This is a genomic window from Dietzia sp. ANT_WB102 (assembly GCF_008369165.1).
Classification (GTDB): domain Bacteria; phylum Actinomycetota; class Actinomycetes; order Mycobacteriales; family Mycobacteriaceae; genus Dietzia.
This window is the reverse complement of the sequence record NZ_VOBA01000001.1, coordinates 2,248,644-2,275,307: the sequence shown is the minus strand read 5'-3', so window position 1 is coordinate 2,275,307 and position 26,664 is coordinate 2,248,644. Positions and strand designations below refer to the sequence as shown.

The 26,664-nt window shown below is 67.9% G+C and carries 22 protein-coding genes and 4 tRNA genes; 15 read left to right on the top strand and 11 right to left on the bottom strand.

From position 1 onward, the window contains the following. Window positions 1–3 precede the first annotated feature (3 nt). The 3 genes from FQ137_RS10480 to FQ137_RS10470 all read right to left on the bottom strand — a co-directional run bounded on the left by FQ137_RS10480 (window position 4) and on the right by FQ137_RS10470 (window position 3,070). Window positions 4–519 carry an HIT domain-containing protein gene (locus FQ137_RS10480; RefSeq protein ID WP_255584150.1) on the bottom strand — a complete coding sequence of 172 codons (516 nt, stop codon included), beginning with the start codon at window positions 517–519 and terminating at the stop codon, window positions 4–6. An 86-nt stretch (window positions 520–605) separates the two neighbouring features. Next, window positions 606–2,705, bottom strand: coding sequence for a threonine--tRNA ligase (thrS, locus tag FQ137_RS10475; RefSeq protein WP_370452356.1), 2,100 nt, complete (start codon window positions 2,703–2,705; stop codon window positions 606–608). A 293-nt stretch (window positions 2,706–2,998) separates the two neighbouring features. Continuing rightward, window positions 2,999–3,070 (bottom strand) — tRNA-Val (locus FQ137_RS10470). Between the two features lie 327 nt (window positions 3,071–3,397). On the opposite strand from FQ137_RS10470, the gene FQ137_RS10465 reads away from it, so the two are divergent. The 5 genes from FQ137_RS10465 to FQ137_RS10445 all read left to right on the top strand — a co-directional run bounded on the left by FQ137_RS10465 (window position 3,398) and on the right by FQ137_RS10445 (window position 4,594). Further along, a tRNA-Gly gene (locus tag FQ137_RS10465) sits at window positions 3,398–3,470 on the top strand. A gap of 49 nt (window positions 3,471–3,519) precedes the next feature. After that, window positions 3,520–3,593: transfer RNA gene (locus FQ137_RS10460), tRNA-Cys, on the top strand. Between the two features lie 29 nt (window positions 3,594–3,622). Next, a tRNA-Val gene (locus tag FQ137_RS10455) sits at window positions 3,623–3,697 on the top strand. Between the two features lie 109 nt (window positions 3,698–3,806). Continuing rightward, window positions 3,807–4,037 (top strand): hypothetical protein, encoded by a 231-nt coding sequence (locus FQ137_RS10450; RefSeq protein WP_149292323.1) that lies wholly within the window; start codon window positions 3,807–3,809, stop codon window positions 4,035–4,037. Window positions 4,038–4,060: 23 nt separating this feature from the next. Beyond that, window positions 4,061–4,594 carry a GNAT family N-acetyltransferase gene (locus FQ137_RS10445; RefSeq protein WP_149292322.1) on the top strand — a complete coding sequence of 178 codons (534 nt, stop codon included), beginning with the start codon at window positions 4,061–4,063 and terminating at the stop codon, window positions 4,592–4,594. Window positions 4,595–4,609: 15 nt separating this feature from the next. Here FQ137_RS10445 and zapE read toward each other — a convergent pair whose 3' ends face one another. Continuing rightward, window positions 4,610–5,626 (bottom strand): cell division protein ZapE, encoded by a 1,017-nt coding sequence (zapE, locus tag FQ137_RS10440; protein ID WP_149292321.1) that lies wholly within the window; start codon window positions 5,624–5,626, stop codon window positions 4,610–4,612. Between the two features lie 51 nt (window positions 5,627–5,677). Here zapE and FQ137_RS10435 point away from each other — a divergent pair, with 51 nt between their 5' ends. The 4 genes from FQ137_RS10435 to msrB are packed head-to-tail and all read left to right on the top strand — an operon-like array spanning window position 5,678 to window position 9,641. Then, window positions 5,678–6,424: a dihydrofolate reductase family protein gene (locus tag FQ137_RS10435; RefSeq protein WP_149292320.1), complete on the top strand. Its 747-nt coding sequence runs from the start codon at window positions 5,678–5,680 to the stop codon at window positions 6,422–6,424. A 59-nt stretch (window positions 6,425–6,483) separates the two neighbouring features. Continuing rightward, a complete protein-coding gene (locus tag FQ137_RS10430) occupies window positions 6,484–7,947 on the top strand; it encodes an alpha/beta hydrolase (protein WP_255583965.1) in 1,464 nt (487 codons plus the stop codon). A gap of 53 nt (window positions 7,948–8,000) precedes the next feature. Then, the gene (locus FQ137_RS10425) at window positions 8,001–9,197 is read left to right on the top strand and encodes a glycosyltransferase family 87 protein (RefSeq protein WP_255583964.1); all 1,197 of its coding nucleotides are present in this window, start codon (window positions 8,001–8,003) and stop codon (window positions 9,195–9,197) included. A 9-nt stretch (window positions 9,198–9,206) separates the two neighbouring features. Next, window positions 9,207–9,641 (top strand): peptide-methionine (R)-S-oxide reductase MsrB, encoded by a 435-nt coding sequence (gene msrB / locus FQ137_RS10420; RefSeq protein WP_149292318.1) that lies wholly within the window; start codon window positions 9,207–9,209, stop codon window positions 9,639–9,641. A 110-nt stretch (window positions 9,642–9,751) separates the two neighbouring features. Here the strand turns inward: msrB and hemQ are convergent, their stop codons facing one another. The 3 genes from hemQ to hemE are packed head-to-tail and all read right to left on the bottom strand — an operon-like array spanning window position 9,752 to window position 12,957. Then, window positions 9,752–10,447, bottom strand: a complete 696-nt coding sequence (gene hemQ, locus FQ137_RS10415; protein ID WP_149292317.1) for a hydrogen peroxide-dependent heme synthase — start codon at window positions 10,445–10,447, stop codon at window positions 9,752–9,754. A gap of 3 nt (window positions 10,448–10,450) precedes the next feature. Next, a complete protein-coding gene (hemG, locus tag FQ137_RS10410; RefSeq protein WP_149292316.1) occupies window positions 10,451–11,833 on the bottom strand; it encodes a protoporphyrinogen oxidase in 1,383 nt (460 codons plus the stop codon). A 2-nt stretch (window positions 11,834–11,835) separates the two neighbouring features. Further along, on the bottom strand, window positions 11,836–12,957 hold the full coding sequence (hemE, locus tag FQ137_RS10405; protein WP_149292315.1) for a uroporphyrinogen decarboxylase: 1,122 nt from the start codon (window positions 12,955–12,957) through the stop codon (window positions 11,836–11,838). A 98-nt stretch (window positions 12,958–13,055) separates the two neighbouring features. Between hemE and FQ137_RS10400 the strand changes: the two genes are divergently transcribed. Together FQ137_RS10400 and FQ137_RS10395 are read left to right on the top strand one after the other, a co-directional pair. Next, window positions 13,056–13,643 carry a DUF3000 domain-containing protein gene (locus FQ137_RS10400; protein ID WP_149292314.1) on the top strand — a complete coding sequence of 196 codons (588 nt, stop codon included), beginning with the start codon at window positions 13,056–13,058 and terminating at the stop codon, window positions 13,641–13,643. After that, a complete protein-coding gene (locus FQ137_RS10395) occupies window positions 13,640–14,878 on the top strand; it encodes an HRDC domain-containing protein (protein ID WP_149292313.1) in 1,239 nt (412 codons plus the stop codon). The genes FQ137_RS10400 and FQ137_RS10395 overlap by 4 nt, the downstream gene beginning before the upstream one ends. Window positions 14,879–14,924: 46 nt before the next feature. Here the strand turns inward: FQ137_RS10395 and dxs are convergent, their stop codons facing one another. The 3 genes from dxs to FQ137_RS10380 all read right to left on the bottom strand — a co-directional run bounded on the left by dxs (window position 14,925) and on the right by FQ137_RS10380 (window position 20,253). After that, a complete protein-coding gene (gene dxs, locus FQ137_RS10390; protein ID WP_149292312.1) occupies window positions 14,925–16,799 on the bottom strand; it encodes a 1-deoxy-D-xylulose-5-phosphate synthase in 1,875 nt (624 codons plus the stop codon). Window positions 16,800–16,918: 119 nt separating this feature from the next. Further along, complete coding sequence (locus tag FQ137_RS10385; RefSeq protein ID WP_149292311.1) at window positions 16,919–18,250, bottom strand: class I SAM-dependent RNA methyltransferase; 1,332 nt, start codon at window positions 18,248–18,250, stop codon at window positions 16,919–16,921. Beyond that, window positions 18,247–20,253 (bottom strand): APC family permease, encoded by a 2,007-nt coding sequence (locus FQ137_RS10380; RefSeq protein ID WP_255583962.1) that lies wholly within the window; start codon window positions 20,251–20,253, stop codon window positions 18,247–18,249. The genes FQ137_RS10385 and FQ137_RS10380 overlap by 4 nt, the downstream gene beginning before the upstream one ends. Before the next feature lie 99 nt (window positions 20,254–20,352). Between FQ137_RS10380 and FQ137_RS10375 the strand changes: the two genes are divergently transcribed. Continuing rightward, window positions 20,353–21,015 carry a TrkA family potassium uptake protein gene (locus FQ137_RS10375; RefSeq protein WP_149292310.1) on the top strand — a complete coding sequence of 221 codons (663 nt, stop codon included), beginning with the start codon at window positions 20,353–20,355 and terminating at the stop codon, window positions 21,013–21,015. 76 nt (window positions 21,016–21,091) lie between these two features. Continuing rightward, a complete protein-coding gene (locus FQ137_RS10370) occupies window positions 21,092–21,751 on the top strand; it encodes a TrkA family potassium uptake protein (RefSeq protein ID WP_149292783.1) in 660 nt (219 codons plus the stop codon). On the opposite strand, the gene FQ137_RS10365 is transcribed toward FQ137_RS10370, so the two are convergent. Continuing rightward, window positions 21,726–22,418, bottom strand: a complete 693-nt coding sequence (locus tag FQ137_RS10365) for a hypothetical protein (RefSeq protein WP_149292309.1) — start codon at window positions 22,416–22,418, stop codon at window positions 21,726–21,728. The genes FQ137_RS10370 and FQ137_RS10365 overlap by 26 nt on opposite strands. Window positions 22,419–22,467: 49 nt before the next feature. On the opposite strand from FQ137_RS10365, the gene FQ137_RS10360 reads away from it, so the two are divergent. Both FQ137_RS10360 and hrpA read left to right on the top strand, forming a co-directional pair. Beyond that, complete coding sequence (locus FQ137_RS10360) at window positions 22,468–22,656, top strand: hypothetical protein (RefSeq protein WP_149292308.1); 189 nt, start codon at window positions 22,468–22,470, stop codon at window positions 22,654–22,656. An 83-nt stretch (window positions 22,657–22,739) separates the two neighbouring features. Next, window positions 22,740–26,654 carry an ATP-dependent RNA helicase HrpA gene (gene hrpA / locus FQ137_RS10355; RefSeq protein WP_149292307.1) on the top strand — a complete coding sequence of 1,305 codons (3,915 nt, stop codon included), beginning with the start codon at window positions 22,740–22,742 and terminating at the stop codon, window positions 26,652–26,654. Window positions 26,655–26,664 lie beyond the last annotated feature (10 nt).

Here is a 26,664-nt window from a genome sequence, read left to right as displayed (position 1 = left end):
TGTTTACCTCGAGGTGTGGTCCGGTCCGGACACCGTGGTGGATCCGGACGCAGTACTGGACCACGCCTCGGCGAGCAACTGCCGCGTCTGGCGGAGGAGCTGCGGAAGCACCTTCGTTCCGCTGGTCACGGTAATGAAGTTCGCGTCGCCGATCCAGCGCGGCACGACGTGTTGGTGCAGATGCTCGGACAAGGACCCGCCGGCCGCACCCCCCAGGTTGAGCCCCACGTTGAACGAATCCGGGTTCGAGACTGCCTTGATGACCCGGATCAGGTGCTGCGTGTAGGACATGAGTTCGCGGGACTCGTCGTCGTTGAGATCCTCCAGGTCCGCCACTTTGCGGTACGGCACCACCATTGAGTGACCCGGGTTGTACGGGTACAGGTTCAACACCACGTAGACATGGTCACCGCGGGCGACCATCAGCCCGTCCTCGTCGCTCATCTTCGGGATGTCGAGGAACGGCTCCCCGGTCATCCCCTCGGCCGGCTCGGGGCGTGGCTCGGCGATGTACGACATCCGGTAGGGGGCCCACAACAGCTGAAGGCGGTCCTCCCCGACACCGAACTGGCGGTAGACCTCTGTCGCGGGCGGATCTCCGGCCGTCACACGCGCTCCGCGGTCGGTACATCGTTGCGTCGTGAGTTGATCCAGTAGGAGATCTTGTCCATCGCCGCGTTCCGGGAGACCCCGTTCAGTTGGGTGCCGTCCGGGAACCGGAAGCTCACCGCGCCCGCCTCGACGTCCCGATCGCCGGCCAGGAGCATGAACGGGACCTTGCCTGTGGTGTGGTTGCGGATCTTCTTCTGCATACGTTCGTCGGAGGTGTCGAGCTCGGCGCGGATGCCCCGCCCTCGCAGCTCGTCGATCACGTCCTCAAGGTGCTTCTCATGTGACTCCGCCACAGGGATTCCCACCACCTGCACGGGTGCCAGCCATGCCGGGAACAATCCGGCGTAGTGCTCGAGCAGGACCGCGAAGAACCGCTCGATCGACCCGAAGAGTGCCCGGTGGATCATCACGGGTCGCTTCTTTGTGCCGTCCGCGGCGTTGTAGGTCAGGTCGAACAGCTCGGGCAGGTTGAAGTCCAACTGGACCGTCGACATCTGCCAGGTCCGACCGATCGCATCTCGTGCCTGGACGGAGATCTTCGGACCGTAAAAGGCCGCCCCGCCCGGGTCCGGCACGAGTTCCAGCCCGGAATTGGTGGCCACGCGTCGTAGCGTATTCGTGGCGCGTTCCCAGATCTCGTCACCGCCGACATACTTCTCCGGGTCCTTGGTGGACAACTCGAGGTAGAAGTCCTCGAGCCCGTAGTCCCGCAGTAGCGAGATGATGAAGGACAGGACCGAGGCGATCTCGCCCTCCATCTGGTCCTCGGTGCAGTAGATGTGAGCGTCGTCCTGGGTGAACCCGCGGGCGCGTGTGAGCCCGTGGATTACACCGGACTTCTCGTACCGGTAAACGGTGCCGAACTCGAACATGCGCAGCGGCAGTTCGCGGTACGAGCGACCTCGGGAGTCGAAGACCAGGTTGTGCATGGGGCAGTTCATGGGTTTGACGTAATAGTCCTGCCCCGGCTTGGTCTCCTTGCCCTCGGCGTCGAACTCCGCATCGAGGATCATCGGGGGGAACATCCCCTCCGAGTACCAACTCAGGTGCTGCGACTTGCGGAACAGGTCGCCCTTGGTCACGTGTGGAGTGTTGACGAGCGAGTACCCGGCGGCGAGGTGACGCTTGAGCGAGTGCTGCTCCATCTCATTGCGGATGATCCCGCCGCGGGGATGAAACACGGGGAACCCGGACCCGATCTCGTCGGGGAAGCTGAAGAGGTCCAGCTCGGTCCCGAGCCGGCGGTGGTCGCGCTTCTCCGCTTCGGCCAACCGATCGAGGTAGGCGTCCATGGCCTCGGTGGTCTCCCAGGCCGTGCCGTAGATCCGCTGGAGTCCTGCGTTGGACTGATCGCCCCGCCAGTAGGCCGCGGACGAGCGGGTGAGAGTGAACGCGGGGATGAACTTGGTGGTGGGCGTGTGCGGACCGCGGCACAGATCGGACCAGATGACCTCACCCGTACGGGGATTGAGGTTGTCGTAGGCGGTTAGTGCGCCCGCGCCGACCTCCATGATCTCGGAATCCTCCAGCGCGATCGCCCCGTCGGCGTCGCCGGCGTCCGCCCGGCCCTTGTCCTCGACCAGTTCGAGCTTGTACGGCTCGTCAGCCAGCTCGGCGCGGGCCTCGTCGAGCGAGGAGTACTCGCGCCGTGAGAAACGCTGGCCGGCCTTGATGATCTTCTTCATCCGCTTCTCGAGGTCCTTGAGGTCCTCGGGTGTGAAGGGCTCGGCCACTTCGAAGTCGTAATAGAAGCCGTTCTCGATCGGCGGCCCGATCCCCAACTTGGCCTCGGGGAACTTATCCTGCACCGCCTGGGCGAGCACATGTGCGCAGGAATGTCGGATCACCGATCGGCCGTCCGAGGAGTCGGCCCGCACGAGTTCGACCTCGGTGTCGGTCTCCGGCGCCCAGGACAGGTCCCGCAGTGCGCCGTCCGGATCCCGCACCACGACAACCGTGTCCGGACCGCTGCGCGACTGCAGCTCTCGCTCGGCGAGGATCTTGCCCGCCGGTTCGCCGGCCGGGACGACGGTGGTCACGGGGGTCGCCCTCGTCACGTCGACATCGGCTTCCGGAATGCGGTTCTCGGACACGGGGGGCGATCTCCTCGGCAGTGGACGTCGGGTGACAGTGGGCCACCCGGGTTGACGCCGGTCCGCGCAACGGACCGGGCCGGTCCATGCTACCCGGGCCCTTCCGGAACCCCGGAGCTCGCCGCAGCGATGCGCCCTGGATGCGGGTCGACATCTGGTCCGACGTCATCTCGTCCTCCGGACGTCGAGGTCGAGGTGGTGTGGGGAGCCCAAGGGCTCACACCCTGGGCCCGACGGTTCGTCAACGCAAGAACCCCTCCCGAGGTCGCCGGGAGGGGTTCTTGTCGTGATCGTGGTCCTAACTGGGTTCGAACCAGTGACCTCTCCGGTGTGAACGGAGCGCTCTTCCGCTGAGCTATAGGACCTCGCGTTCCCAGGACACTTCGCCCGGGCACCGGAACACTGTAGCAAGGCTGTCGCGCCTGCCCAATTCCGGCCTTGAGGGGCGCGTGAACGAGGCGTCCGCGGGGCCCCACCTCGCCGGTCAACGGGCCCGCCGGGTGCGCTTCTCGTGCGCTGGTGGAGCCGGACACCGCACAGATCGGCGCCGGGCACCGGTGTTCGACGGTGGATCAAATAGGACGTTTCGCCAGCTCACACTCCATTTCTGACCCCGGATTTGTGTTCGCCGAATGTCGTCGACTAGTGTTCATTCTCGCAACGCGGTGAGCAAGAGCGAACTGCAGAGCAGTGCGGATGTGGCGCAGCTGGTAGCGCATCACCTTGCCAAGGTGAGGGTCGCGGGTTCGAATCCCGTCATCCGCTCGGAGGGATCGAGGAGCCAGGACGTCCTCACCAGGCTCGATACCTTTGCGGTGGAGTGGCCGAGTGGTGAGGCAGCGGCCTGCAAAGCCGTCAACACGGGTTCGATTCCCGTCTCCACCTCCACGTCCGGACTCGTCCGGACGGTGACGCCCGCGCGATTAGCTCAGCGGGAGAGCGCTTCCCTGACACGGAAGAGGTCACTGGTTCAATCCCAGTATCGCGCACCATGAGAAAGCCCCGGCCCCGGCCGGGGCTTTCGTCATTTAAGGGCGTACTGCCGCCCATTCGGTACCGCAGCGTACCCCCGGCGTGATGTCATTCGAGGATCATCGGGGTATGTCAGTCACGCCCAGACTCCACCATTCGACGACGGTGGACCATTCCGATGCCGCCAGCATGCGTGGCAGGGTCGTCGACTTCCGTCACACCACGGGGGTTCTCGCGGACCTACGGCGCACAGGGTACGACACGTTCGAGATCACCCTCGTCCTCGGTGGCGGCGACGACTCGGAGAGGCGCGTGTTCTCAGGGGTGCGTGCGGGCGAGAGTCTGCACCTACACGCCTGAACGGCGCCTTATAGGCTCGTGGTGTGACCGTACGACTGGTAGACGCCACTCGGGCCGACCTCGACACGATCTCGGCGCTGGCGGCCCGGACTTTCCCGCTGGCGTGCCCGCCGGAACTGGCGACCGAGGAGATCGGTGCATTCATCGCCGAGCACCTCAGCCCGGAGGCGTTCAGGGCTCACTTGGACGCGCCGGGGCACGATCTCCTGATGGCGCGCGAGGCGGGTGGTGACATTGTGGGGTACGTCCTGCTCATCGCCGGCACCGAGATGGACGCGACCTGCGCGGACCAGCTCGTCCACCAGCCCACGGTGGGGATCAGCAAGTTCTACGTCTCTCCCGACCATCACGGTGCGGGGATCGCGTCCGAGATGCTCGCCGAGGTGTGCCGGCGGAGCAAGGCCTCGGGCGCCCAGAGCATGTGGTTGGCAACCAACGTCGCTAATGCCCGGGCTCGCAGGTTCTACGTCAAGCACGGGTTCGTGGTCCGCGGTCACCGGATCTTCGACGTGGGCGGGGTCGCCAACACCGACGTCGTATACGAGCTGACGCTCTGAGAGACGCCCTGCCGATCAACCCCCGACGGTCTCGAAACGCGACAGCGCGAGGAGCCGAGATGTCGCGCGCAGGTACTTCTTCCGGTAGCCACCGGCGATCATCTCGTCAGTGAAGATCTCATCCAGTTTGTCGCCGGAGTTGCGCACTGGGATTCCCGCGTCGTAGAGCCGGTCCGCGAGGACGACCATACGCAAAGCTATCGACTGGTCCGGCAACGGCGCGACCCCGCGAAGGCAGACCCTGGTGACGCCGTCGACGAGGCGGTTGTACTTGGACGGGTGCAGTGTCGACAGGTGCTGGCACAGGGCGTTGAAATCGTCCAGTGTTGCACCAGGCACCGCAGACGCGTCGGCCTCGAGCTCGGTGTCGCTCATTGGGTCCGGCGCGGGCGGGAGATTCCGGTGCCGGTAGTCGGGCCCGTCGACCCGGATCGACTCGAAGATCCCCGACATCTTGCGGATCTCCCGCATGAAGTCCTTGGCCGCGAACCTGCCCTCCCCCAGCTGCTCGGGCAACGTGTTGGACGTGGCCGCGACACTGACCCCGGCGGTGGTGAGCTCGGCGAGCAGGCGAGACACCAGCATGGTGTCACCCGGGTCGTCGAGCTCGAACTCGTCAATGCACAGAACGGAATGTCCGGAGAGTTCCTCAACCGCCCGGTTGAAGCCGAGTGCACCCACAACATGGGTCAGCTCGACGAATGTTCCGAACGCCTTGGGCTCGGGACACGTGTGGTAAATCGACGTCAGTAGGTGGGTCTTGCCCACGCCGAATCCGCCATCGAGATAAATGCCGGTCCCCTGGACCGGCTTGGGGCGCCTGCCGAAAAGCCCTTTCTTGGGCGAACGGCGGGCCACCACTGTCTCTGCGAACTCGCGGCACGCCTTGACAGCGGCGGCCTGCGACGGCTGTGCGGGGTCCGGAATGTAGGAGTCGAAACTGACGTCGTCGAACATCGACGGCGGAACCATCTGTGCCACGAGCTGATCGGCGGGGACCACCGGGGTGACGTCAACGAGGCGAGAGACCATGCGCAGAGCCTATCGTGGGGGCATCCGGCGGCAGAACAGAAGGAGTCCGAGGTGCACACGACACGACTCACCGTGCTCGACGACGACCCGGCGTCCCTCGACACCTTGTGGGCGGCGCTAGACCCCGAGCCGGGCCTGGCCGTGCCGTGCATCCGGGCAGTGATGATCTCCTCCGTGGACGGCACCACGACAGTCGACGGGCACAGCGGCGGCCTAGGCACGCCGACGGACAAGCTCGTCTACGACGCGATGCGGGCCCGCGCCGATCTGATCCTGGTGGGCTCGGGAACCGTCCTCGCCGAGGACTACGGCCCCGCCCGGACCTCAGCCGTCTGGGCGGACAGGCGGCCCGGTCCCCCGCCCGTGGTCCTGGTGCTTTCCCGCAACCTGAGCGATGCGGTGATCGAGCACTGCGCCCGCACTGGCAACGGTCTGCAGGTGCTCGCCGCACACGGGGTGCCCGCCGACCGACTTGAGGAAGCCCGTGAGCAGGGGGTCACGGTCCACGTCCTCGACCCGGGGCCGCTGCGCTCCTCGATCCGGTCGATCGCCTCGCATTTCGGTGCCAACGAAGTGGCGTTCGAGGGCGGTCCGCGGCTGCTCGGTGCGCTCCTGCGCGAGGGCGCTATCGACGAACTCATCTTGTCGGTGGCGCCCGAACTCATCGTCGGGGGCGACGATTCCTCGCTGGCAACGGGCCCCGTAATCACCCGGGTTCCGATGCGCGTCGCCGCAGCGTTCACATGCCCTCGCGGTGGGCTTTACACCCGCTGGGTGATCTCCAGGAACGACGGGTGAAGGGCCCTTCAGTTCGGCGGATCCGGCGTGTCCGAGCATTCGGTGCGGGGCTTGCGGCCGTGACCGTCACGATGGCCGCGTGTGCTCCGCTGCCCGCGACGGGACCGCGACTGGCAACCGGGGACGGTCCAGGGTACGAAGCGGGGGGCAACGCGATCCCGGACACCGCAGATCGCCCGGACTGGCTCGCGCCGCGTTCCGATCTGGCGTGGAGGTCCTGCGCGGGCGGCCGCGCCCCCGGGATCCCGGAGGCCACCACCGTCGAGTGCTCGCTGCTCGGGGATACCCCCGTCGTGCGACTCACTTCGACCGTCACACCGGCCGATGCGGCGCCCCTCGTCGTTGTCGCTGGACCCGAAACACCAGCGGAGACCATCGCCGCCCGGCTCGCCTCCTCCGGCCCCGAACTTGTCGACGCCAGGCCCCTGGTCGTTGTCGACCACCGGGGACGGACCGGGCCCGCAGGTGCGTGCCTTTCGTTCCCTGCACGCCGAACGCTTGACCAGTTGGCGGACCGGGGTACCGACCCCGGATCGCCAGAACTGCGCGGCGACCTCGCTGACACTTCGCAGTCCTGCACGGACCAGCTCCAGGGTCGTGAACTGCAATTCGGCTCCGCTGGCGCCGCCGAGGACCTCGAACGGCTCCGTCTCCAATGGGACGTTCCCGGACTGGCCCTGATGGGGATCGGCACCGGTGCCCGGACCGCACTGGCGTACGCCAGCACGCACCCCGGCCGGCTGTCCCTGCTGGTGCTCGACTCCCCCGCCCCCGCCGGCGGGGACCAGGAGACACACGCCCGCGCCGCACTCGACGGCTCCGACGCCGCGCTGCGGCTCTGGGCCGCGTCGTGCACCCGAGCAGAGTGTGGACCGGGGGATGCCGACGAGAAGGTGCAGGCCGTGACGCGTGCGCTGGACCGCGCCCGCGATCCCGGCGCGACGGTACCGGCGGCGCTGTTGTCCGACACGATCCGCTCCGCGTTGACTGACCTGTCCGGCGCGTCCGCCGCCGACCCCTCGCGGGGAGACGCCCTCCTGGGGGACCTGGTGGCTGCCGCTCCGGGTGAGATCCCGACCAGCGTCCGGGACCGAGCCGCCGATATCGCCGGCACATCGCTCCCCTACGTGGCCGGCTGCTCGGACCTGGCTCAACGGGTACCGGTCAACCGCGTGGAGGAGCTTCGGGCCGAATGGGCGCAGACCCCTCCGTTCGGGGAGATCCTGGCTGCTCAACTGTCCGCATGCTCCACCTGGCCCGTGCCCGGCGAATCCCCGGTGGCCCTGCCCCCCGACGTCCCGGTACTGCTGCTCGGCGGGATCGCCGACCCGCGGGCCGGGGCAGCCGCACTTGAACCGACCGCCGGCGCGCTCACCGCCGCCGGAGCCGCCGAGGTGCGGTCCGTGACCTGGGGCGCCCCCGGGTCACGGGTGGTCCTGCACTCCGACTGCGCCAGGACGGCGATCGTCGCCTTCCTCGATGATCCCAACGCGGCCGAGGAACTCACGGCCTGCCCGTCCTGATTGACCGGGGCGCCTCGCTCGACCGGACGAGCGCAGGCGGTACCCTGCCAGGCGTGCCGCTGCCCACCCGAAGTACGACGACCGTGACCCGCGTCCTCGCCCACGTCTTGTGGCCTCTGGCGATCATGACCGTCATCCACCGCGTCCTGATCAAAGCCGTCAACGGTTCCATCACGAACGACTTCGGAACCGTCTATGCCGCCACCAGGCGTTTCCTGGGCGGTGAGCCGGTGTACACCGAAAACCTGCTCACGGTCCAACCGCACTACCTCTACGCCCCCAGCGGCACGCTCGTGCTGTCACCGTTCGGAATGATCGGTGACTACACCCTGGCGCGGTGGCTGTTCATCCTCATCAACACTGCAGCGATTATCGCGGCACTGTGGCTGCTCATGCGACTGTTCGACCTCGACGTCCGGTCGTTCGCCGCCCCCGCCATCCTGTTGGCGGCGTTCTGCACCGAAGCCGTCAGCAATACCCTCGTCTTCACCAACGTCAACGGCGTGATCTTCCTTTGCCAAGTGACGTTCCTCTACTTGCTGCACCGACGGCGCCTGTGGTGGGCAGGCGCGGCCCTCGGTCTGTCCCTGGCCATCAAACCGATGCTCGCCCCTTTGCTCGTCCTGCCTCTGATTCGCAAGCAGTGGCAGCCCTTCGTCACGGCGGCCGCGATTCCCGCGGTCGCCATGGCCGCGGGCTGGGCCCTCACTGTCGACGCGCGCAGTTACCTTGGCACCACGCTGGTGTACATGGGTGAGGTCCGTGACTACTACAACAGTTCGATCGCTGGGCTGGGCCTCTACTACGGTGTCCCCGAGCCACTCATCCTGGTGGCCCGCATCCTGGTCGTGGTGGCGACCCTCGTCGCAGTGTGGCTCCTGATGGACTACCGCCACAACAATGAGGTGCTGTGGTTGGCCACCACCTCTGGGGTCGTGCTCACCGGGGTGTTCCTGGTCTCGACACTCGGGCAGATGTACTACTCGATGATGCTCATCCCCCTCATGCTTACCGTCGTGTTGGACAAGTCTCTGGTGCGAAACTGGCCGGCGTGGCTCGCGGCGTACGGCTTCTTCACCCTCGACTTCTGGGAGTCCGCTCGCTGGCCGTACTACGGACGACTATTGGAGTTCGCCCACCCGACCCTGGGGTGGATGCTGCTACTGGCCACGATCGTCGTGGTGTTGCTGTGGCGCCGCACCGACCCCCACCGCCATGAGCGGATCGCACCGGCTCCCGTGTCGGCGTAGCCTGCGGACATGAGTAAGCCCACCGATACCCACACCCCCCGGCCGGACTTCACGTTGGATGACGCCGAGTGGCGTCGCCGCCTCAGCCCGGAGGAATACCAGGTACTACGGCAGGCCGGGACCGAGCGGCCCTTCACCGGCGAGTACAACGAGACCATGACCGAAGGCGTGTACCGCTGCCGCGGTTGCGGCGCGGAGCTATTCCGCAGCGATGCCAAATTTGCGTCCAATTGCGGCTGGCCCTCGTTCTTCACCCCACTCGCGAACGACGCCGTCATCGAGCGCACCGACAGCTCGCTCGGCATGACCCGCACTGAGGTGATCTGCGCCAATTGCCACGGCCACTTAGGCCATGTGTTCGCCGGCGAAGGCTACGGGACCCCCACTGACCTGCGGTACTGCATCAACTCCCTGAGCATGACACTGGAGACGGTCGAGGACTGAGCTCGCCGAGGGCGAGAAAGACGAGAGGGCCGCCCGGGACACGTCCCGGTCGGCCCTCTCGTGTGTGTTGACTGTCAGTTGAGACGCACGCCGTCGCAATGCATCGAAGCTCAGGGCAACGCGGCGGCCAACTGTTCGGCGGTGACACGCGGCCCGGTGAAGAACGGGATCTCCTCGCGCACGTGCCGACGGGCCTCGGTCGCGCGCATCTCGCGCATGAGGTCGACGATGCGGTCGAGCTGCGGGGCCTCGAAGGCCAGGATCCATTCGTAATCCCCGAGTGTGAAGGCCGGCACGGTGTTGGCTCGCACGTCCGGATACTCGCGGGCCGCGCGGCCGTGCTGGGCGAGGATCTGGCGCCGTTCCTCGTCGGGCAGCAAGTACCACTCGTAGGAGCGCACGAACGGGTAGACGGAGACGTAGGCGCCAGGCTCCTCCTCGGCGAGGAACGCCGGGATGTGGCTCTTGTTGAACTCTGCGGGGCGGTGCAGTGCGGTGTTGGACCAGTAGGTGGTGCTGGCCCGGCCAAGGATGGTGGTGCGGCGGAACTCGTTGTAGAACTGCTGGAGGTCCTCGATGTGCTCGGCGTGGGTCCAGAACATGAAGTCGGCCTCGGCGCGCAGGCCGGAGATGTCGTACAGGCCCCGGACCACCACGTCCGTGCCGTCGTAGCGGGCGAGGAACGTCTCGAGGTCCGCAGCGACCGCGGCCCGGTCCTCCCCGAGTTGACCCGGCGTCACCGTGAAAACGGAGAACATCAGATACCGCAGAGTCGAGTTGAGCTTCTTGTAATCAAGGCGTGCCATGGCTCAATCCTGCCACTTCGCGGCCAGTCGGCGGGCCGCGGCCCGTGCGGACCCGATGCAAGCTGGCACCCCCACGCCCTCGGTGGCCCCGCCGACGAGCTCCACGCCGGGCAGCCGCGCCGCCAGTTCGGCGCGCACCTCCGCGATCCGTGTGTCGTGCCCGGGGCCGATCTCGGCGAGGGCGTCTTGCCAGCGGCGCACTCGGGTGTGCAGGACCAACGGCGCGGAGCCACACAGATCCGCCAGTGCGGATTCGGCCATCCGTGTCAGGGCTGCGTCGTCGGAGGCGAGCACGTCGTCGTCGTCGAGCCTCCCGAATGACACCCGCACCAGGTGGCCCGGCCTGGAATCCAGGTGGGGCCACTTACGGCTGGTGAAGGTGATCGCCTTGAACGGAACATCCTCGTCAGTGGCCACCAGGACCCCGGAGCGGTCGGGCAGGTCGAGCGCCCGGTCAACTTCCAGCGCGACCACGGCCGAGGAGGCCGTCCGGATCCCGGACAAGGCCCGGTCCGCGGTGTCGAGTCCCCCGGCAGTGGTGAGGAGCGGGGCAGCGCGAGGAACGGGGACGGCGACGACGACGAGGTCCGCCTCCTCGACCCACGCCCCGCCATCACCTGTTACCGCCAACGAGTATCGCGAGCCGACCCGGTGGAGTGCGGTGCAGGTGGCGCGTGTGCGGACCAGCGCGCCCGAAGACCGGGCGAGGGCATCCACGAGCAGCCGATAGCCACCGTCGAGGGTGGCGAAGACCGGGCCAGGCCGGCGCTGCGCGACGAGTTCCCGGGCAGCGGCCGTGAGGTTGGGTGCCCCGCGGTCGAGTGCCTGCGCCAGCCCTGGGACCACCTGCCGCAGACCGAGCCCACTGCTGGGTGCGGCGTACACACCCCCGAGCATGGGGTCGACGAGCCGCGCCACGACGGCCGGACCGAATCGCTGCGAGACCAGAGAACCCAGCGGGACGTCACCTCCCGGCTCCCAGGTCAGCGGGAGGTCCGTCTCGCGGGCGGCCCGGGCCAGCTCCGCCGTGCTGAGCAGTCCCGACAGGGCCGTCACCTCGGAGGGCAAGCCCATCATCGTGCCGGCGGGCATGGGGACCAACCGGCCGCCGGTGAGGATCGCCGGCCCCAGAGTGCCGGGGTGACGCAGCGACCCGGTCAGACCGAGTTCGGTGACGAGGTCGCTCGCTTCGGGACGACGCGCGATGAACGCCTCGGCGCCGAGTTCCATGGGACCGGACGGGAAGTCGGCGGTGTGCAGGGCACCCCCCAGTCGCTCCGAGGCCTCGAGGACGGTGATGCGGGCGTCCGGGAGGTCGCGTGAGAGTTGGTAGGCCGCGGTCAACCCGCTGAGGCCGCCGCCCACCACGGCGATGCGTGGCCGCACCGCTACTTCCCGGTGAGTTCGTGGACGAGCTCCACCACGTGGGTCACGGCGCCGGGATCGGTAGTGGGCAGCACACCGTGGCCGAGGTTGAACACGTGACCGCGGGCGCCGACCTCACGCGCCCGTGCGCCCTCGTCGACGATCCGTCGGACCTCGGAGTCCAAGGCAGTCCGGTCGGCGAAGAGCATGGCCGGATCCAGGTTGCCCTGCAGGACCTTGCCTGGCACACGTCCGGCGGCGTCGTCCAGCGGAATGCGCCAGTCCACACCGACGACCTCCGGCCCGGCCTCTGCCATCGCCCCGAGTAGTTCGCCGGTGCCCACGCCGAAGTGCGTGCGTGGAACCGTCGAGATCACCTCGTCGGCGAAGATCCGCGTCGAGTGGGGCAGGACGTGCGAGCGATAGTCGCGCAGGCTGAGTGCACCGGCCCACGAGTCGAAGAGTTGGACCGCGTCCACCCCGGCGTCGATCTGCGCACGCAGGAACACCGTCGTCAGATCGGCGAGTTTCGCCATGAGCGAGTTCCACACGTCGGGCCGCGAGTACATCAGGGATTTGGTGTGCTCGTGGTTCCGGCTCGGGCCACCCTCGATGAGGTACGAGGCCAAGGTGAAGGGGGCACCCGCGAAGCCGATCAGCGCCACCTGCGGATCGAGTTCGGCCACCACCATGCGGACGGCCTGTTCGATCTTCTCGAGCCGGTCGGGGGTGAGCTCCGGCAACGCCGCGACAGCTGCTTCGTCGCGAATCGGCTCGGCTACCACGGGCCCGGTACCGGGGACGATGTCAATGTCCACGCCGGCGGCCGCGAGCGGGATGACGATGTCCGAGAAGAAGATCGCGGCGTCCACGCCGTGTCGGCGCACCGGCTGCAAGGTGATCTCGCAGGTCATCGCCGGATCGAAGCACGCCTCGAGCATGGTCGACCCGGCGCGCACCTTCTTGTACTCGGGCAGTGAGCGCCCCGCCTGCCGCATAAACCACACCGGCGTGTGAGGCGCAGCTGCTCCGGTCACTTCGTCGAGGTACGGCCCAGTCCCGACACGGCGGCCGGAGGCGATGCCCCCGGCGGGGTCGGCGGAGCGGGAGGTCGAGGACGCATCAGAGTTCAACACGTCCCCCATCGTCCCATGAAGCGGCCGCCGGGGCCGGTTAGCCCACCCGGGCAGGTGACGGCGCGCCTCCTCTGCCGACGTGGAGGCGGTCGCTAGCGTGACGTCCCGTGAGCACAACGGTCAATGACGGCGAGCCCGAGGTCTTCCGGGAGGCGGTCGAGTCGCTGTCACGACTCGAGGTCCGCCCCGAGATCTCGGTCGGCCCGATCCGCCCGCCGCAGCGGCTGGCGCCCTATAGCCACGCGCTCGGGGTCGAGATCATCCCGCCCTCCGGTGACGACGTCGCAGAGTTCTCCGACGGTGACGCCTTCGGCCGGCTCATCCTCCTCCACGATCCGACCGGCGACGACGCGTGGAACGGCACCCTGCGGCTGGTGGCCTACATCCAGGCAGACATGGAGGCCGCGTTGGCGGGCGATCCACTGTTGCCCCAGGTGGCATGGAGCTGGCTCACCGAGGCCCTCGGCGACCAGGCAGGGCCCTACACTTCGCTGGGTGGGACCGTGACCAGCACGGCGTCCGTTCGCTACGGGGACATCGCGGGGCCTCCCCAGTCTCACCAGCTAGAACTGCGTGCGTCGTGGACTGCTCTCGACCCGGACCTGACCGGCCACGCGGCCGCGTTTTGTACGACCCTGGCTCTCGCCGCCGGCCTCCCGCCGGTCGGCGTCACCGCTCTGCACAGGCGGTCGTGAGCGGGCGCCGCCGCGGCGAGCCCCCGGTCGGGCCACCGCCTCCACCGGCCGAGTACGAGTTCATCGACGACCTGCCAGCAATCGAGGCGGCCGTCGGCTCACTCGAGTCCTCCCCCGGTCCAATCGCCGTCGACGTCGAGCGCGCCTCGGGGATCCGGTATTCCGAGCGGGCCTTCCTGCTCCAGGTCCGCGCCCCCACCGGCCCCGCACTGCTGGTCGACCCGGAAACCGCGGGCCGGACCGTCGGTTCCCTCGCCGACACACTCTCGAGCCGACCCTTGCTTCTCCACGCGGCGAGTCAAGATCTGCCGTCGCTGCGCGAGTTAGGGGTGTCGCCTTCCTCGCTGGTCGACACCGAACTCGCCGGGCGCTTCCTGGGCACGGAGCGGGTCAACCTGGGCGCGATGATCTCGGAACACCTGGGAATCGGTCTGGCTAAGGCCCACTCCGCAGCCGACTGGTCTCGCCGCCCGTTGCCGACGGCGTGGCTAGATTACGCGGCCTACGACGTGCTCTTCCTCCACGAGTTGGCGGACGAGGTCCTGCCACTTCTCGATGATCTCGGTCGCCGCGACTGGTTCGATGCGGAGTGTCGGTACCTGGTGGAGGCGGGCCCGGCGCCCGCTGCGCCGGACCCATGGCGCCGGCTGTCCCGGCTGTCGACCCTGCGCGACGGGCGTCAACTGGCACGCGCCAGGGAGCTGTGGATGGCACGTGACCGGGTCGCCGCCGAGCGTGACATAGCACCTAAACGACTCCTGGGGGACGCGGCGATCGTCGAAGCCGCCAGGGTGGGACCGACGAGCCGATCGGCACTGCTGGCGATCGACGGTTTCGACGGTCCACACCGCAGACGCCTGGTCGGGGAATGGCTCGCCGCACTCGAGTGGGCCGACGGGCTAGGGCGAGCAGACCTGCCCTCCCGGCAGGGGCCGCCCACAGTGCATCCCCCGCACGCGTCGTGGAAGCGCAATGAGCCCGAGGCAGCGGAGTTGCTAGAGATCGCCCGAGAACAGATCGGCGGACTCGCAGAGGAGCTGGGTCTGGAGCAGGGACTCCTGCTCAAACCGTCGACGTTGCGGCTGTGGGTGTGGCGCGCCGCCACAAGCGGCCCCGGAGACGACACCGCCCTTCTCCACGACGTCCTGAGCGCCGAGAAGGCCCGCGACTGGCAGATCGAGCTGATCGCCGACCCGCTGCTCGAGGCGGTCCACCGATTCCGGACCGAGTCCTGACCCTGACCCACGGCACGGGGACAGCGGGTCAGGCTGGACCGGTGGGTCAGATCAGACGAGACCGGACGCTGCGGGCGATCCCCTCGGGGGTCAATCCGGCGTCGGCGAGGATCTCGCCCCTCGAGGCGTGATCGAGGAACTGCTGTGGTATCCCGAGCGCGATGCGATCGACTCGCACCGCCGCGGAATCGAGGCATGCGGACACTGCCGAACCGACACCCCCGTGCAGTCCGTTGTCCTCTACCGTGACGACTAGCCGGCGTCGACGGGAGGCCTCCACTATCGACGCAGGCACGGGGTAGACCCACCGTGGGTCCAGGACGTCCACGGAGACACCCCCGGCCTCGAGCTCGCGTGCCGCGGCGATCGCGGTCCCGACCAACGACCCCACCGCCACGACGAGGACCTCGGCATCACCGGGGCCGTACACGCGGTCCACTCCGTCCTCGGACGTGGCGAGGGCGGGTATCGGGTCACCCACCGACCCTTTCGGAAACCGGACGACGGTGGGGCCGTCGTCTATCGAGACTGCTTCGCGGAGTTCCTGCCGCAGGGTCACTGCGTCCCGTGGCGCGGCCACCCGCACTCCGGGGATGATGCCGGTCAGCGACAAGTCCCACATCCCATTGTGGCTTGCACCATCCGGACCGGTGACGCCCGAACGGTCCAGCACCATGGTGACCGGTTGGCGGAGCAGCGCGACGTCCATGAGTAATTGGTCGAATGCCCGGTTGAGAAAGGTCGAATACACGGCCACGACGGGGTGCAACCCGCCCAGGGCGAGCCCCGCGGCCGAGGCCACGGCGTGCTGTTCGGCGATACCCACGTCGTACATCCGGTCCGGGAACCGCTCCCCGAACGCCGCCAGTCCAGTCGGCCCCGCCATCGCGGCCGTGATGGCCACGACGTCGTCGCGCTCGGCGCCGATCGCACACAGCTCCTCAGAGAACACGGACGTCCAGTCCACCGAGGACGAGGGTGTCAGCGGCTTGCCGGTCTCCGGATCGATGACCCCGGTGGCGTGCATCTGGTCGGCCTCGTTGTTCTCGGCGTGGACATAACCCATCCCCTTCCGGGTCACAACGTGGACCACCACCGGACCGCCGAAGTCCTTCGCGAGACGAAGCGCGGCCTCTGTCGCCGCAAGGTTGTGGCCGTCAACCGGCCCCATGTATTTGAGTCCGAGGTCCGCGAACAACTCCTGCGGTGATACGACGTCCTTGACGCCTGCCTTGATGCCGTGGAGAACCGTGTAGATGGCCTTGCCCACGCGGTCCTTGCGGGCGGTCAGTGCGCTCTTCGTCCGGTCCATCGCCTTCTCGTACGCCGGCTGGAGCCTCAGAGCGCCGAGCCGCTCGGCGATCCCTCCGATGGTCGGCGAGTACGACCGGCCGTTGTCGTTGACGACGATCACCATGGGGCGGTCCTTGGCGGCGGCGATGTTGTTGAGCGCCTCCCATGCCATACCGCCGGTCAGCGCCCCGTCGCCGATGACGGTGACGACCGTCCTGTCGGTCTCCCCTCGCAGCGAAAATGCCTTGGCGAGCCCGTCCGAGTACGCCAGAGACGCCGTAGCGTGCGAGGACTCGACCACGTCGTGCTCACTCTCCGCGCGGCACGGGTAGCCCGACAACCCGCCGCGGGTGCGGAGACCGTCGAACTGATCCCGACGTCCGGTGAGGATCTTGTGGACGTACGACTGGTGACCGGTGTCGAAGACGATGGGGTCGCGCGGCGAGTCGAAGACCCGGTGCAGCGCGACTGTCAGTTCGACGACGCCGAGGTTCGGCCCGAGGTGACCACCCGTGGCCGCGACCTTGCGGATGAGGAACTCGCGAATCTCCCCGCACAGTCGGCCCAACTCCTCGGGGTCCAGCCTCCGGAGATCGGACGGGCCGTCCACCTGTTCGAGCACGCTCATTGCTGTCGACTGCCCCTTCCGTGACCGACACCCTGCTGGGTCGAATCGTCAGTCTACGGGCTGACGCCGCAAGGCCTCGCCCATGGGCGACCGTTCGGGCCCCGACCTGCGGCGCGTGCTCAGGGGCGGCGTGGCACGTCCAGCACGGCGATCCCCTCGACGTGATGGGTGCCCGGGAAGGCGGCCACGCCACGTAGGTCCGTGAGCGTCCACCCGGCGGCCACGAGAACGCCGATGTCGCGCGCCAGACTTGCCGGATCGCAGCCCACGTGGACGATCCGGGACGGACCGATGGCGGCCAGTCGCTGCATGACCGGTATCCCCGCCCCGCCACGTGGTGGGTCGAGAATGACGACCTCAGGATCAGTGTGCTCCCCCGGTCGGGTGTCGCGGTCCTCGAGGAAGGTCTCAACACGGGACCGCACGGTGCGAATTCCCCCGTCGGGCGTGTCACCGAAGGCGTGCGTCGCGCCTTCCACCGACGCTGACGCTGACTCCACGATCGTCACTCGTGCGTTCGGGATCTCCTCCCGCACCCCTGCCGCGAACAACCCGGCGCCGCCGTAGAGGTCCCACACCACTGGGGCGGCGGACAGTTGCGGCGTGTGGGACACCGCGGCGCGCACACCATTGCTGTAGTGGGTCGCGGCGGAGCGGTGTGCCTGCCAGAAGCCCGCGAGCGGCACCCTCCACTCATGGTCGCCTACTCGTCGCACGACGGTGGGCTCTCCGGTGACGATCTCCCAACCGGCGGCCCGCGAGTGACGCGCGCGGGCGCGGGTCGCTGCGGATTGCCGGGACCGGCCGCCCCGTCCACGCGGCGCGTCGTCGATGGCCGCGCGGGTGGCTATATGAACAGCCCCATCGTCACCGAGGACCCCCAGCACCTCGCGACCCGGACCGAACGAGGTCTCGGACACCGCCTGGCGAAGACGGGGGTCAGGCTGGCTGCACTGCTCGGCCACCTGATCCCGGGAGCGGGCCCTGCGCACCCCGGGCACCCCGTCGCGGCCGGTGATCCAGCGGGCGACGGTACGCCAACCCGTCGAGGCGGGATCCCCGGCGGGGACCTCGACGGCGACCGGTGCGTCCGGAAGATCGATCCGGCCGATCCTGGTCACCTGTTCGGTCAGGATCCGCCCGGCGTACCTGCGGGCCGCGTCGGCTGCGATGTGGCTCCAGTCGCAGCACCCTGCGCCGGCAGCTGCCGCCGGACACGCTGGTTCTACGCGGTCCGGGGAGGCCTCGATCACCGACTGCACCGTCCCTCGGCAGAAGGCGCGACCTGGGTCGTCGTCGATGTGGACATCGACGAGTTCTCCGGTGACACCGCCGCGACAGAACACCACTCGACCCTCGTGGCGCGCCACGAACTCTCCCCCGTGCGCGGGCCCCTCCACCCGCAGCCGCAGTACACGGCCCGTCCAATCGGTCGCTCGGTCCTGGGTCATCTTTCCTCCGGTCCACCCCAGCGTCCGACGATGGGTTCGTCGCGGGCCTGCTCCGCGCGGCCGTCCGAGGACGACAATTGCCACGGGACGCTGGTCACCATGACACCTCTCTCGTAGAGCAAGCGGGTCTTGAGCCGAAGTGCGCTCTGGTTGTGCAGCAACTGTTCCCACCAGTGGCCCACCACGTACTCGGGGATGTATACGGTCACCACGTCCCGAGGCGCCTGATCTCGCAATCGCTTGACGTAGTCCACCACGGGGCGGTTGATCTCACGGTAAGGGGACTCCACGACCTTGAGCGGGACCGAGATTCCGCGACGTTCCCACTCCCGTACCAGGGCCCTGGTCTCGGCGGTGTCGATGTTCACCGTCAGGGCCTCGATGGAATCGGGCCGGGCAGCCCGGGCGTACGCCAGTGCACGGAGTGTGGGCAGATGCAGCTTGGACACCAGGACAACACATCGAGTGCGGCTGGGCAGGACGACCTCCCACGAGGAGTCGTCGAGCTCGCGCGCAACCGAGATGTAATGCCGGTGAATGAGCCGCATCACCACGAACACCCCGGACATCGCCAGCACCGCTATGTAGGCGCCGGAGAGGAACTTGGTCGCCATGACGATGACCAGAACACCGGCGGTGAGGATGAACCCGACGGAGTTGATCGCCCGTGACCTGTGAATCCGCCGACGTACGGCCGGTGTGTGTTCATGTTCCAAGCGCCGCGTCCAGTGCCGGACCATTCCGAGCTGGCCGAGGGTGAAGGCGACGAAGACACCCACGATGTACAGCTGGATGAGCACAGTCACCTGAGCGTCGAAGGCGACGACCAACGCGACTGCCGCGATTGCGAGCAGGACAATCCCGTTGGAGAACGCGAGCCTGTCGCCGCGGGTGGCGAGCTGCCGTGGCAGGTACTTGTCCCGCGCGAGGACCGAGGCCAGCATCGGGAAGCCGTTGAACGCCGTGTTGGCGGCGAGCACCAGAATCAGCGCGGTGACCGCCATGACCACGTAGAAAGCGGGGGGCAGCCCCTCAAAGACAGGCTCGGCCAACTGGGCGATCATCGTCTTTTGCCAGTACCCCTCGGGAGCCCCGATCAGCTGGATTGCGGGCTGTTCCGCGATCCGTACCCCGAGCCGACCGGCGAGGGCGATGAGCCCGAGGAGGAACGACACCGCGAGAACCCCGAGCACCGTGAGCGTCACGGCGGCGTTGCGGGCCCGAGGCTTGCGGAAGGCGGGGACTCCGTTGTGGATGGCCTCGACCCCAGTCAGGGCGGCGCACCCTGAGGCGAAGGATTTGGCCACGACGAACGCCAGCGCGAGACCGACCACTTCACTCCCGCCCGCGGGGGCCAGCTCAAAGCCGGCGGATTCCGCCCGGAGGTCGCGGCCCAGGACCTCGACCTGGAGCAGGCCCCAGACGATGAGTGCCGTCATGGACGCGAGGAATGCATAGACGGGAATGGCGAACATTGCGCGGGATTCGCGCACTCCGCGCAGGTTGACCGCCGCCAGCAGGGCGATCGCCACGACGGCGAACGTCACCTCGTGGGACTGCACGAAAGGGATGGCGGAGCCGATGTTCGCGGCGGCGGCCGATATCGACACCGCGACAGTGAGGACGTAGTCGATGAGAAGTGCCGCACCGACCGCTAATCCTGCGCCGGGGCCCAGGTTGACGGTGGCGACCTCGTAGTCGCCGCCGCCCGACGGGTAGGCGTAGACGTTCTGCCGGTAGCAAGCGATGACGACGACCATGACCGCCGCCACCGCCAGTCCCACCCACGGGGTAAACGCGAGGGCCGACATCCCGGCGATCGAGAGAACGAGGAAGATCTCCTGCGGAGCGTAGGCCACAGAGGACAGCGCGTCGGAGGCGAACACCGGCAGCGCGATCCGCTTGCTCAGGCTCGTGGCACTGACGGTGTCGCTTCGGAAGGGACGTCCCACGAGCAGACGCTTTGCTCCCACTGAGACCTTCGAGATCCTGGACACCGACATATCGTAGGGCCCGCGAGCCGGACCGCACAGCGTCCGAGGGTATGAGTAGCGTAATCGTCACTGGCGCACGAGCGTGGGCCGTGAGGAGTGGGACTCGTCATGAGGGTCGTCGTCATGGGCTGTGGCCGCGTCGGGGCCGCGCTGGCTGTCGAACTCGACACCGCCGGCCACGACGTGGCGGTGATCGATCGAGAGTCGGCCGCGTTCGCCCGGTTGTCACAGGAGTTCTCAGGCCGGATGATCACCGGACAGGGCTTTGACCGAACGGTGCTCGCCGAGGCCGGACTCGAGGGGGCCGACGCGTTCGCTGCCGTGTCCTCCGGGGACAATTCCAACATCATCGCCGCGCGCGTGGCTCGGGAATCCTTCGGCGTCGAGCGGGTGATAGCCCGCATCTACGACGCCGGCCGTGCTGAGGTCTACGAGAGACTGGGGATCTCGACCGTCGCGACAGTCCCCTGGGCCACCAGTCGACTGGTCCGCTACATCACGGCCGGGTCAAGCCCCGTCGAGTGGCGCGACCAGACGGACTCCGTATCGCTCGTCGCTCTCAACCCGCCCACTGACTGGGTCGGGGTCACGGTCGACCGGCTCGCCGCCGCCGTCGGAGGACGTGTCGCGGCCGTCACCCGTTTCGGCGAGTGCCGACTGCCCGACGGCCAGATGCTCGTCCAGGCTGACGATGTACTCCACGTCGCCGTGCCATCGCAGTCGGTCCGGGACCTGGACGGCCTGCTGAAGGAAGGATCCCCCGATGCCTGATGGCCCGGTTCCCGACTACGCCGACGGGTCGGGATTGATCGTCGGCGCCCCGACCCGAACCGTCTACTCCGACACCATGAGCGTGGTGGTGGCCGGAGCCGGGGTGGTCGGGAGGTCGATCGCCCGCGAACTCGTGACGAGTGGCCATGACGTGACGCTGGTCGACAAGAGGTCCACGGTGTTCTCGGCCGACCCGGTCGACGGGGCGGACCTACAGGTGGGTGACGCCTGCGAACTCAGCGTCCTCGAACGACTGCGCCTCCAGGAGGCGGACGTAGTGGTGGCAGCTACCGGTGACGACAAGGCCAATCTGGTGGTGAGCCTGCTGGCCAAGACGGAGTTCGCCGTGTCCCGCGTGGTGGCCCGCGTCAACGATCCGCGAAACGAGTGGCTCTTCGATGAGCGCTGGGGCGTGGACGTGGCCGTGTCAACGCCCCGACTGATCGTCTCGGTCGTCGAGGAGGCGGTCTCCGTGGGAGACGTCGTGCGTCTGATGTCCCTGCGCCGTGGGGGCGCGAACCTGGTGAGTGTGACGTTGCCGGAGCAAACCCCGCTGGCTGGCCGTTCCGTGTCGCGCGTACGGTTTCCCCGCGATGCCGCTCTCGTGGCGATCGTGCGCGGCGGTCGGGTCATCGTCCCAGAACCTGACGTCCCGTTCGAACCCGGCGACGAACTGCTGGTGGTGGCACAGGAAGAGGTGGAAGCCGCTCTCAGCGACGTGGTTCTGGGCGGGTGACGGTCACGCCGATCTCCCGGCCGAAACTCCACCCGGGTGCCAGGGGGAGCTCGTCCCCGCTCCAGAAGCGGCCCGGGTCGTACCAGCTCGTCGACCCTGCAGGCAGAAGAATGCCCATCGCCTCCAGGGTGATTCCCACGACCTCCGCGCAGTACGCCGCCTCCATGCGCATCGCCGCCCCGGTATCGGGCCCGCTCGCGCGGCCACTTCCATTGCTGCTCGCTCGCTTCCCGCGAGCCGCCCACCGTCCCCGTGCCCACCTCGCGGTGAGGCGGCTCGCTGAAGGGAAGGACACCCCGTTCAGCCTGGCGATCGTCGCCAGCAACGCGTCCTCGCCGCTCTCACCGACCTCCGGGGAGATCTGACGGAACCACGCCCGTTGCCCGTATTGCCCGGTCCACTGTCGTACCGCGCTCTCGAGGTCGTGCAGTTGCACCCCCCGCTGTAGGCGGCCGGTCCACACGTCGGGCAGGGCACGACCCATCTCGGCGTGCCACAGCAACGGCGGCATGTCGTCCAGGACCACAGCGACACCAACGTGATTCACCGGTGCGTTGGTCACAGTCTGAATCATCCGGTCCGCTGTTGTCCGACCGCGAAACAGCCAGAGATCCCCGGTACGGGTGCGCTCCGCTGCAGCAGCCAAGGGGACGGTGTCGACGCTCATGCCGCGATCCTGCCAGGCGGTCGGGCTCGGGCCGCCTAGGCTCGTCCACATGGCTCCCAAGGGACGGCAGTGGCTCAAGGTGATCGGCGCGGCGGGGGTGGCCGGGGTCGCCGCCACCGGGATCTTGGCCGCCCGCGCCGAACGGCGTAGACGGTCCTACGAACCCGAGGAGATACGGGAGCGTCTGCATGAGCGCTACGCGAGGATCCAGGCCCGGCGCGACAGCGACTCCGACTAGCGATCCTGACTAGCCGGCCCGACTAGGGACAGGGACCGCGCCGGTCGGAGCCAGACGCGGCGAGCCGATATCCTGAGGGGACCATGCCGTCGTCCTCCACTTCCTCCCCCGACCTTCGCCGAGCCCGCCACGAATTGCTCACCCGACTCGACGACGTCGGCATCCTCGACGCGCACCGACTCCGGTCGCGGATACGCCGTGCCCGCGCCGACCACATCGACGACCTCGGACGTCGGATCGACGAGGCCGCCGAGCGCGTACGGCGCCGATCGGAGTCCATCCCCACCCCCGAATATCCCGAGAACCTCCCGGTCAGTGTCCGCAAGGACGAGATCGCTGAGGCGATCCGGGACAGCCAGGTGGTGGTGATCGCCGGCGAGACCGGCTCGGGAAAGACCACTCAAATCCCCAAGATCTGCCTGGAACTCGGTCGCGGGGTGAAGGGCATGATCGGTCACACCCAGCCCAGGCGGTTGGCCGCCCGTTCCGTCGCAGACCGCATCGCCGACGAACTCGGCGTGGAGATCGGCGGCCCGGTCGGTTCTGCCGTCCGCTTCGATGACCGCACGAGCCCCGAGACGGCGGTCAAGCTCATGACGGACGGAGTATTGCTCGCCGAGATCCGGCGCGACCGGCTGCTGCGAGCCTACGACACGATCATCATCGACGAAGCTCACGAACGCAGTCTCAACATCGACTTCCTGCTTGGCTACCTCAAGCAGATATTGCCCCGTCGTCCGGACCTCAAACTCATCATCACTTCGGCCACCATCGACCCGGAGCGTTTCGCGCGGCACTTCGCTGGCCCGGACGGGCGGCCCGCTCCGGTGATCGAGGTCTCAGGGCGCACCTACCCGGTGGAGATTCGGTATCGGCCGCTGCAGGTGGAACACGCCGGCAGGGTGGTCGACCTCGATCCGCTCGACGCGTTGGCCGACGCGGTGGCGGAACTCCTGCGTGAGGATACCGGCGATGTGTTGGTGTTCCTGTCCGGGGAGCGTGAGATCCGCGACGCCGAGGAGGTGCTGCGGGGGCGGAAATTCCGCAACACCGAAATCTTTCCGCTGTACGCCCGCCTCACCGCCGCCGAACAGCAGCGGGCGTTTCGCGCCCACTCCACGCGGCGGGTGGTGCTGTCGACCAATATCGCCGAAACCTCTGTGACCGTCCCCGGCATCCGCTACGTAGTGGACACCGGGTTGGCACGGATATCCCGCTACTCCACCCGGACCAAGGTCCAGCGCCTACCCATCGAGCCTGTGTCGCAGGCCTCTGCAGCGCAGCGAGCAGGGCGCTGCGGCCGTGTCGCCGACGGGATCTGTATCCGCCTCTACTCGGAGGAGGACTTCGACTCACGGCCGGAGTTCACCGATCCGGAGATCCTGCGAACGAACCTCGCGTCGGTGATCCTGTCCATGGCGGATCTGGACTTGGGGCCTGTCGACGACTTCCCGTTCGTGGAATCGCCGGACCGGAAGGCGGTCCGGGACGGGATTGCCCTGCTCTCCGAGCTCGGGGCGATAAGTGTCGATGACGGCGAGCGTCCGCGCCTGACCGAGGTGGGACGGGACATGGCTGCGCTACCTCTCGATCCGCGACTGGCCCGGATGGTGGTCGAGGGGCATCGGAACGGTTCGCTGGCCGACGTGTTGGTGGTGGTCGCGGCCCTGACCGTGCAGGATGTCCGGGAACGTCCCGCCGACGAGCGGGACAAGGCCGATCTGATGCACCGCCGGTTCTCGGACAAGACCTCCGACTTCCTCGGCTACCTCAACCTGTGGAGGTATATCACCGAGCAGCGCCGCGAGCTGTCCGGCAGCGCCTTCCGGAAGATGTGCAAGGCCGAGTACCTGCACTGGCTCCGCATCCGCGAGTGGCAGGACCTCAACTCGCAGCTCCGGAACATGTGTCGGGAGCGCGGGTGGCATCCCACCTCCGGACACGCAGGTGAGGATGACCTGCACAAAGCGATCCTCAGCGGACTGCTCACCAATGTCGGTATGCGCGACGAAGAAACCCGCGAGTTCCGGGGAACCCGAGGCATCCGGTTCCAGGTATTCCCCGGGTCGGACCTGGCCAAGAAGCCGCCGCGCTGGGTCATGGCATCGGAGCTCGTCGAGACGTCCCGATTGTGGGCCCGCGACGTCGCCAGGATCGATCCGGGATGGATCGAGCACATCGGGAGCCATCTCATCCGCACCCACTATTCCGAACCACACTGGTCGGACGCCCAGGGCACGGCGATGGCCTACGAGAAAGTGATGCTGCTGGGATTGACGGTCGTGGAAGCTCGGCGGATCCTGCTCTCCCGGGTCGACGCACCCCTCGCTCGCGAGATGCTCGTCCGCCACGGGATCGTGGAGAGACGCCTGCCCACTCGTGTCCCGGTGATTCGCGAGAACGCCGAGGCGGTGGAGCAGGCCCGTGAGCTGGAGACGCGGAGCCGCCGCCGCGACCTGGTGATCGACGACGACGCCCTGGTGGACTTCTATCTCGAGCGGCTTCCGGAGGACATCACCTCCGGGCGGCACCTGGAGTCCTGGTGGAAGAAGCATGGCCACCGAGATCCGGACGCGATCCGCCTGACAGCCGAGGATATCCGCACCTCAGAGGCGGCGCCGGACGCCACTGACTTCCCCCCGTTCTGGCGCCAGGGAAACTTGAGTTTCGAACTGCGCTACGCGTTCGACCCGGGCGTCGCCGCAGATGGGATCACGGTGCGCATCCCACTTCCGCAGCTCTCTTCGGTCACGACCGCCGGATTCGAATGGCTGGTGCCCGGGTTGCGGGAAGAGCTCTACACGGAGATGCTGCGCACCCTCCCGAAGTATCTGCGTCGTCTGTGTTCTCCGCCCGCGGAGTTCGCGCGGCTCTTGGCGGACGACGTCTCGCCCCGGTCCGCTCCGTTGTCAGTGGCGCTCGCACGGGCACTGTCTGCTCGGATCGGCACGACGGTCGATCCGCGCGAGTTCGATCAGGCCCAGTTGCCCGATCACCTCCGGATACGTTTCGAAGTGGTTGACGGCGAGGAGGTCGTAGCGTCTGGGACTGATCTCGCACTGCTGAGAACCCAAATGGTCGACAAGGTCCGTGCCACCCTCAGTGCTCGTCTCGTTCCGGACGATGGGCCTTACCGTGAGTGGACCGCCGACACCATAGGTGATCTCGAACCGTCCGTCACGGGCGTGGTTGACGGCGTTGAAGTCACTGTCTATCCGGCCCTGCGTGTCGGCGCGGAGGGCATCCACGTGGTGGCGTGTGCGACGGAGAAGGAGCGCCGATCCGCGCAGGCATCCGCGGTTCTCACCCTGATCTCGTCCGGACTCGTCTCAGCGTCGTCGATATTACGTGGTCGCCAGGTACAGCAGCGGCTCGCACTGACGCAGTACCCGTATGGCGGGATGGAGGCGCTGGTCTCCGACGCTTCGCTCGCGGCGTGCGGCCGGATCATTGCCCGCCGCAGGGGCGAGCCGGTTCTGACTGTCGCGGAGTTCGTCGAGTTGAAGGCCACCGCGAGGAGCGAGGTGCCCGGTGCAGTCGCCGCCGCGATCTCGTCCGCGGTGCCCGCGCTGGTTGCTGCGCAGTCGGTCATGCGCGGTCTGTCCGAGTCACCGGCCGACATCGCCGACGCGATACTCCCTTCTCTGGACTTCCTGGTAGGTCGGGGTTTCCTCGTCCGCCATCCGGTCGAGGTGCTTCCTCACCTGGAGCGACATGTGCAAGCCGTCGGCATCCGGCTGGAGCTCGCAGAGAAGTCTCCCGCACGCCACACGGAGCTCACTGCGAAGCTGAACCGATCCGAGGCAGTGGTGGAGGAGGCATGCGGGGCGTTGCGCAAGCGGCCGGGCGGAGCCCGGGTGATACGGGACCTGCGCTGGCTTCTCGCCGAATATCGGGTGGGCCTGTTCGCGCAATCACTCGGCACAGCCCGCCCGGTGTCAGCCGAACGGATCGATAAGGCGGTGGCGTCGGCGCTCGCGCCGCGGTCGTCCCGGTGACGTCGGTGGA

Coding starts and splice junctions, on each gene's coding strand:
- hemE (WP_149292315.1), bottom strand. CDS start 12,957: ATGGGGGACGTGTTGAACTCTGATGCGTCCTCGACCTCCCGCTCCGCC.
- hemQ (WP_149292317.1), bottom strand. CDS start 10,447: ATGGCACGCCTTGATTACAAGAAGCTCAACTCGACTCTGCGGTATCTG.
- FQ137_RS10365 (WP_149292309.1), bottom strand. CDS start 22,418: ATGAGCGTCGACACCGTCCCCTTGGCTGCTGCAGCGGAGCGCACCCGT.
- FQ137_RS10380 (WP_255583962.1), bottom strand. CDS start 20,253: ATGTCGGTGTCCAGGATCTCGAAGGTCTCAGTGGGAGCAAAGCGTCTG.
- zapE (WP_149292321.1), bottom strand. CDS start 5,626: ATGGTCTCTCGCCTCGTTGACGTCACCCCGGTGGTCCCCGCCGATCAG.
- dxs (WP_149292312.1), bottom strand. CDS start 16,799: ATGAGCGTGCTCGAACAGGTGGACGGCCCGTCCGATCTCCGGAGGCTG.
- FQ137_RS10370 (WP_149292783.1), top strand. CDS start 21,092: ATGAGCGTGGTGGTGGCCGGAGCCGGGGTGGTCGGGAGGTCGATCGCC.
- msrB (WP_149292318.1), top strand. CDS start 9,207: ATGAGTAAGCCCACCGATACCCACACCCCCCGGCCGGACTTCACGTTG.
- hrpA (WP_149292307.1), top strand. CDS start 22,740: ATGCCGTCGTCCTCCACTTCCTCCCCCGACCTTCGCCGAGCCCGCCAC.
- FQ137_RS10480 (WP_255584150.1), bottom strand. CDS start 519: ATGTCGTACATCGCCGAGCCACGCCCCGAGCCGGCCGAGGGGATGACC.
- FQ137_RS10385 (WP_149292311.1), bottom strand. CDS start 18,250: ATGACCCAGGACCGAGCGACCGATTGGACGGGCCGTGTACTGCGGCTG.
- FQ137_RS10450 (WP_149292323.1), top strand. CDS start 3,807: ATGTCAGTCACGCCCAGACTCCACCATTCGACGACGGTGGACCATTCC.
- FQ137_RS10360 (WP_149292308.1), top strand. CDS start 22,468: ATGGCTCCCAAGGGACGGCAGTGGCTCAAGGTGATCGGCGCGGCGGGG.
- FQ137_RS10375 (WP_149292310.1), top strand. CDS start 20,353: ATGAGGGTCGTCGTCATGGGCTGTGGCCGCGTCGGGGCCGCGCTGGCT.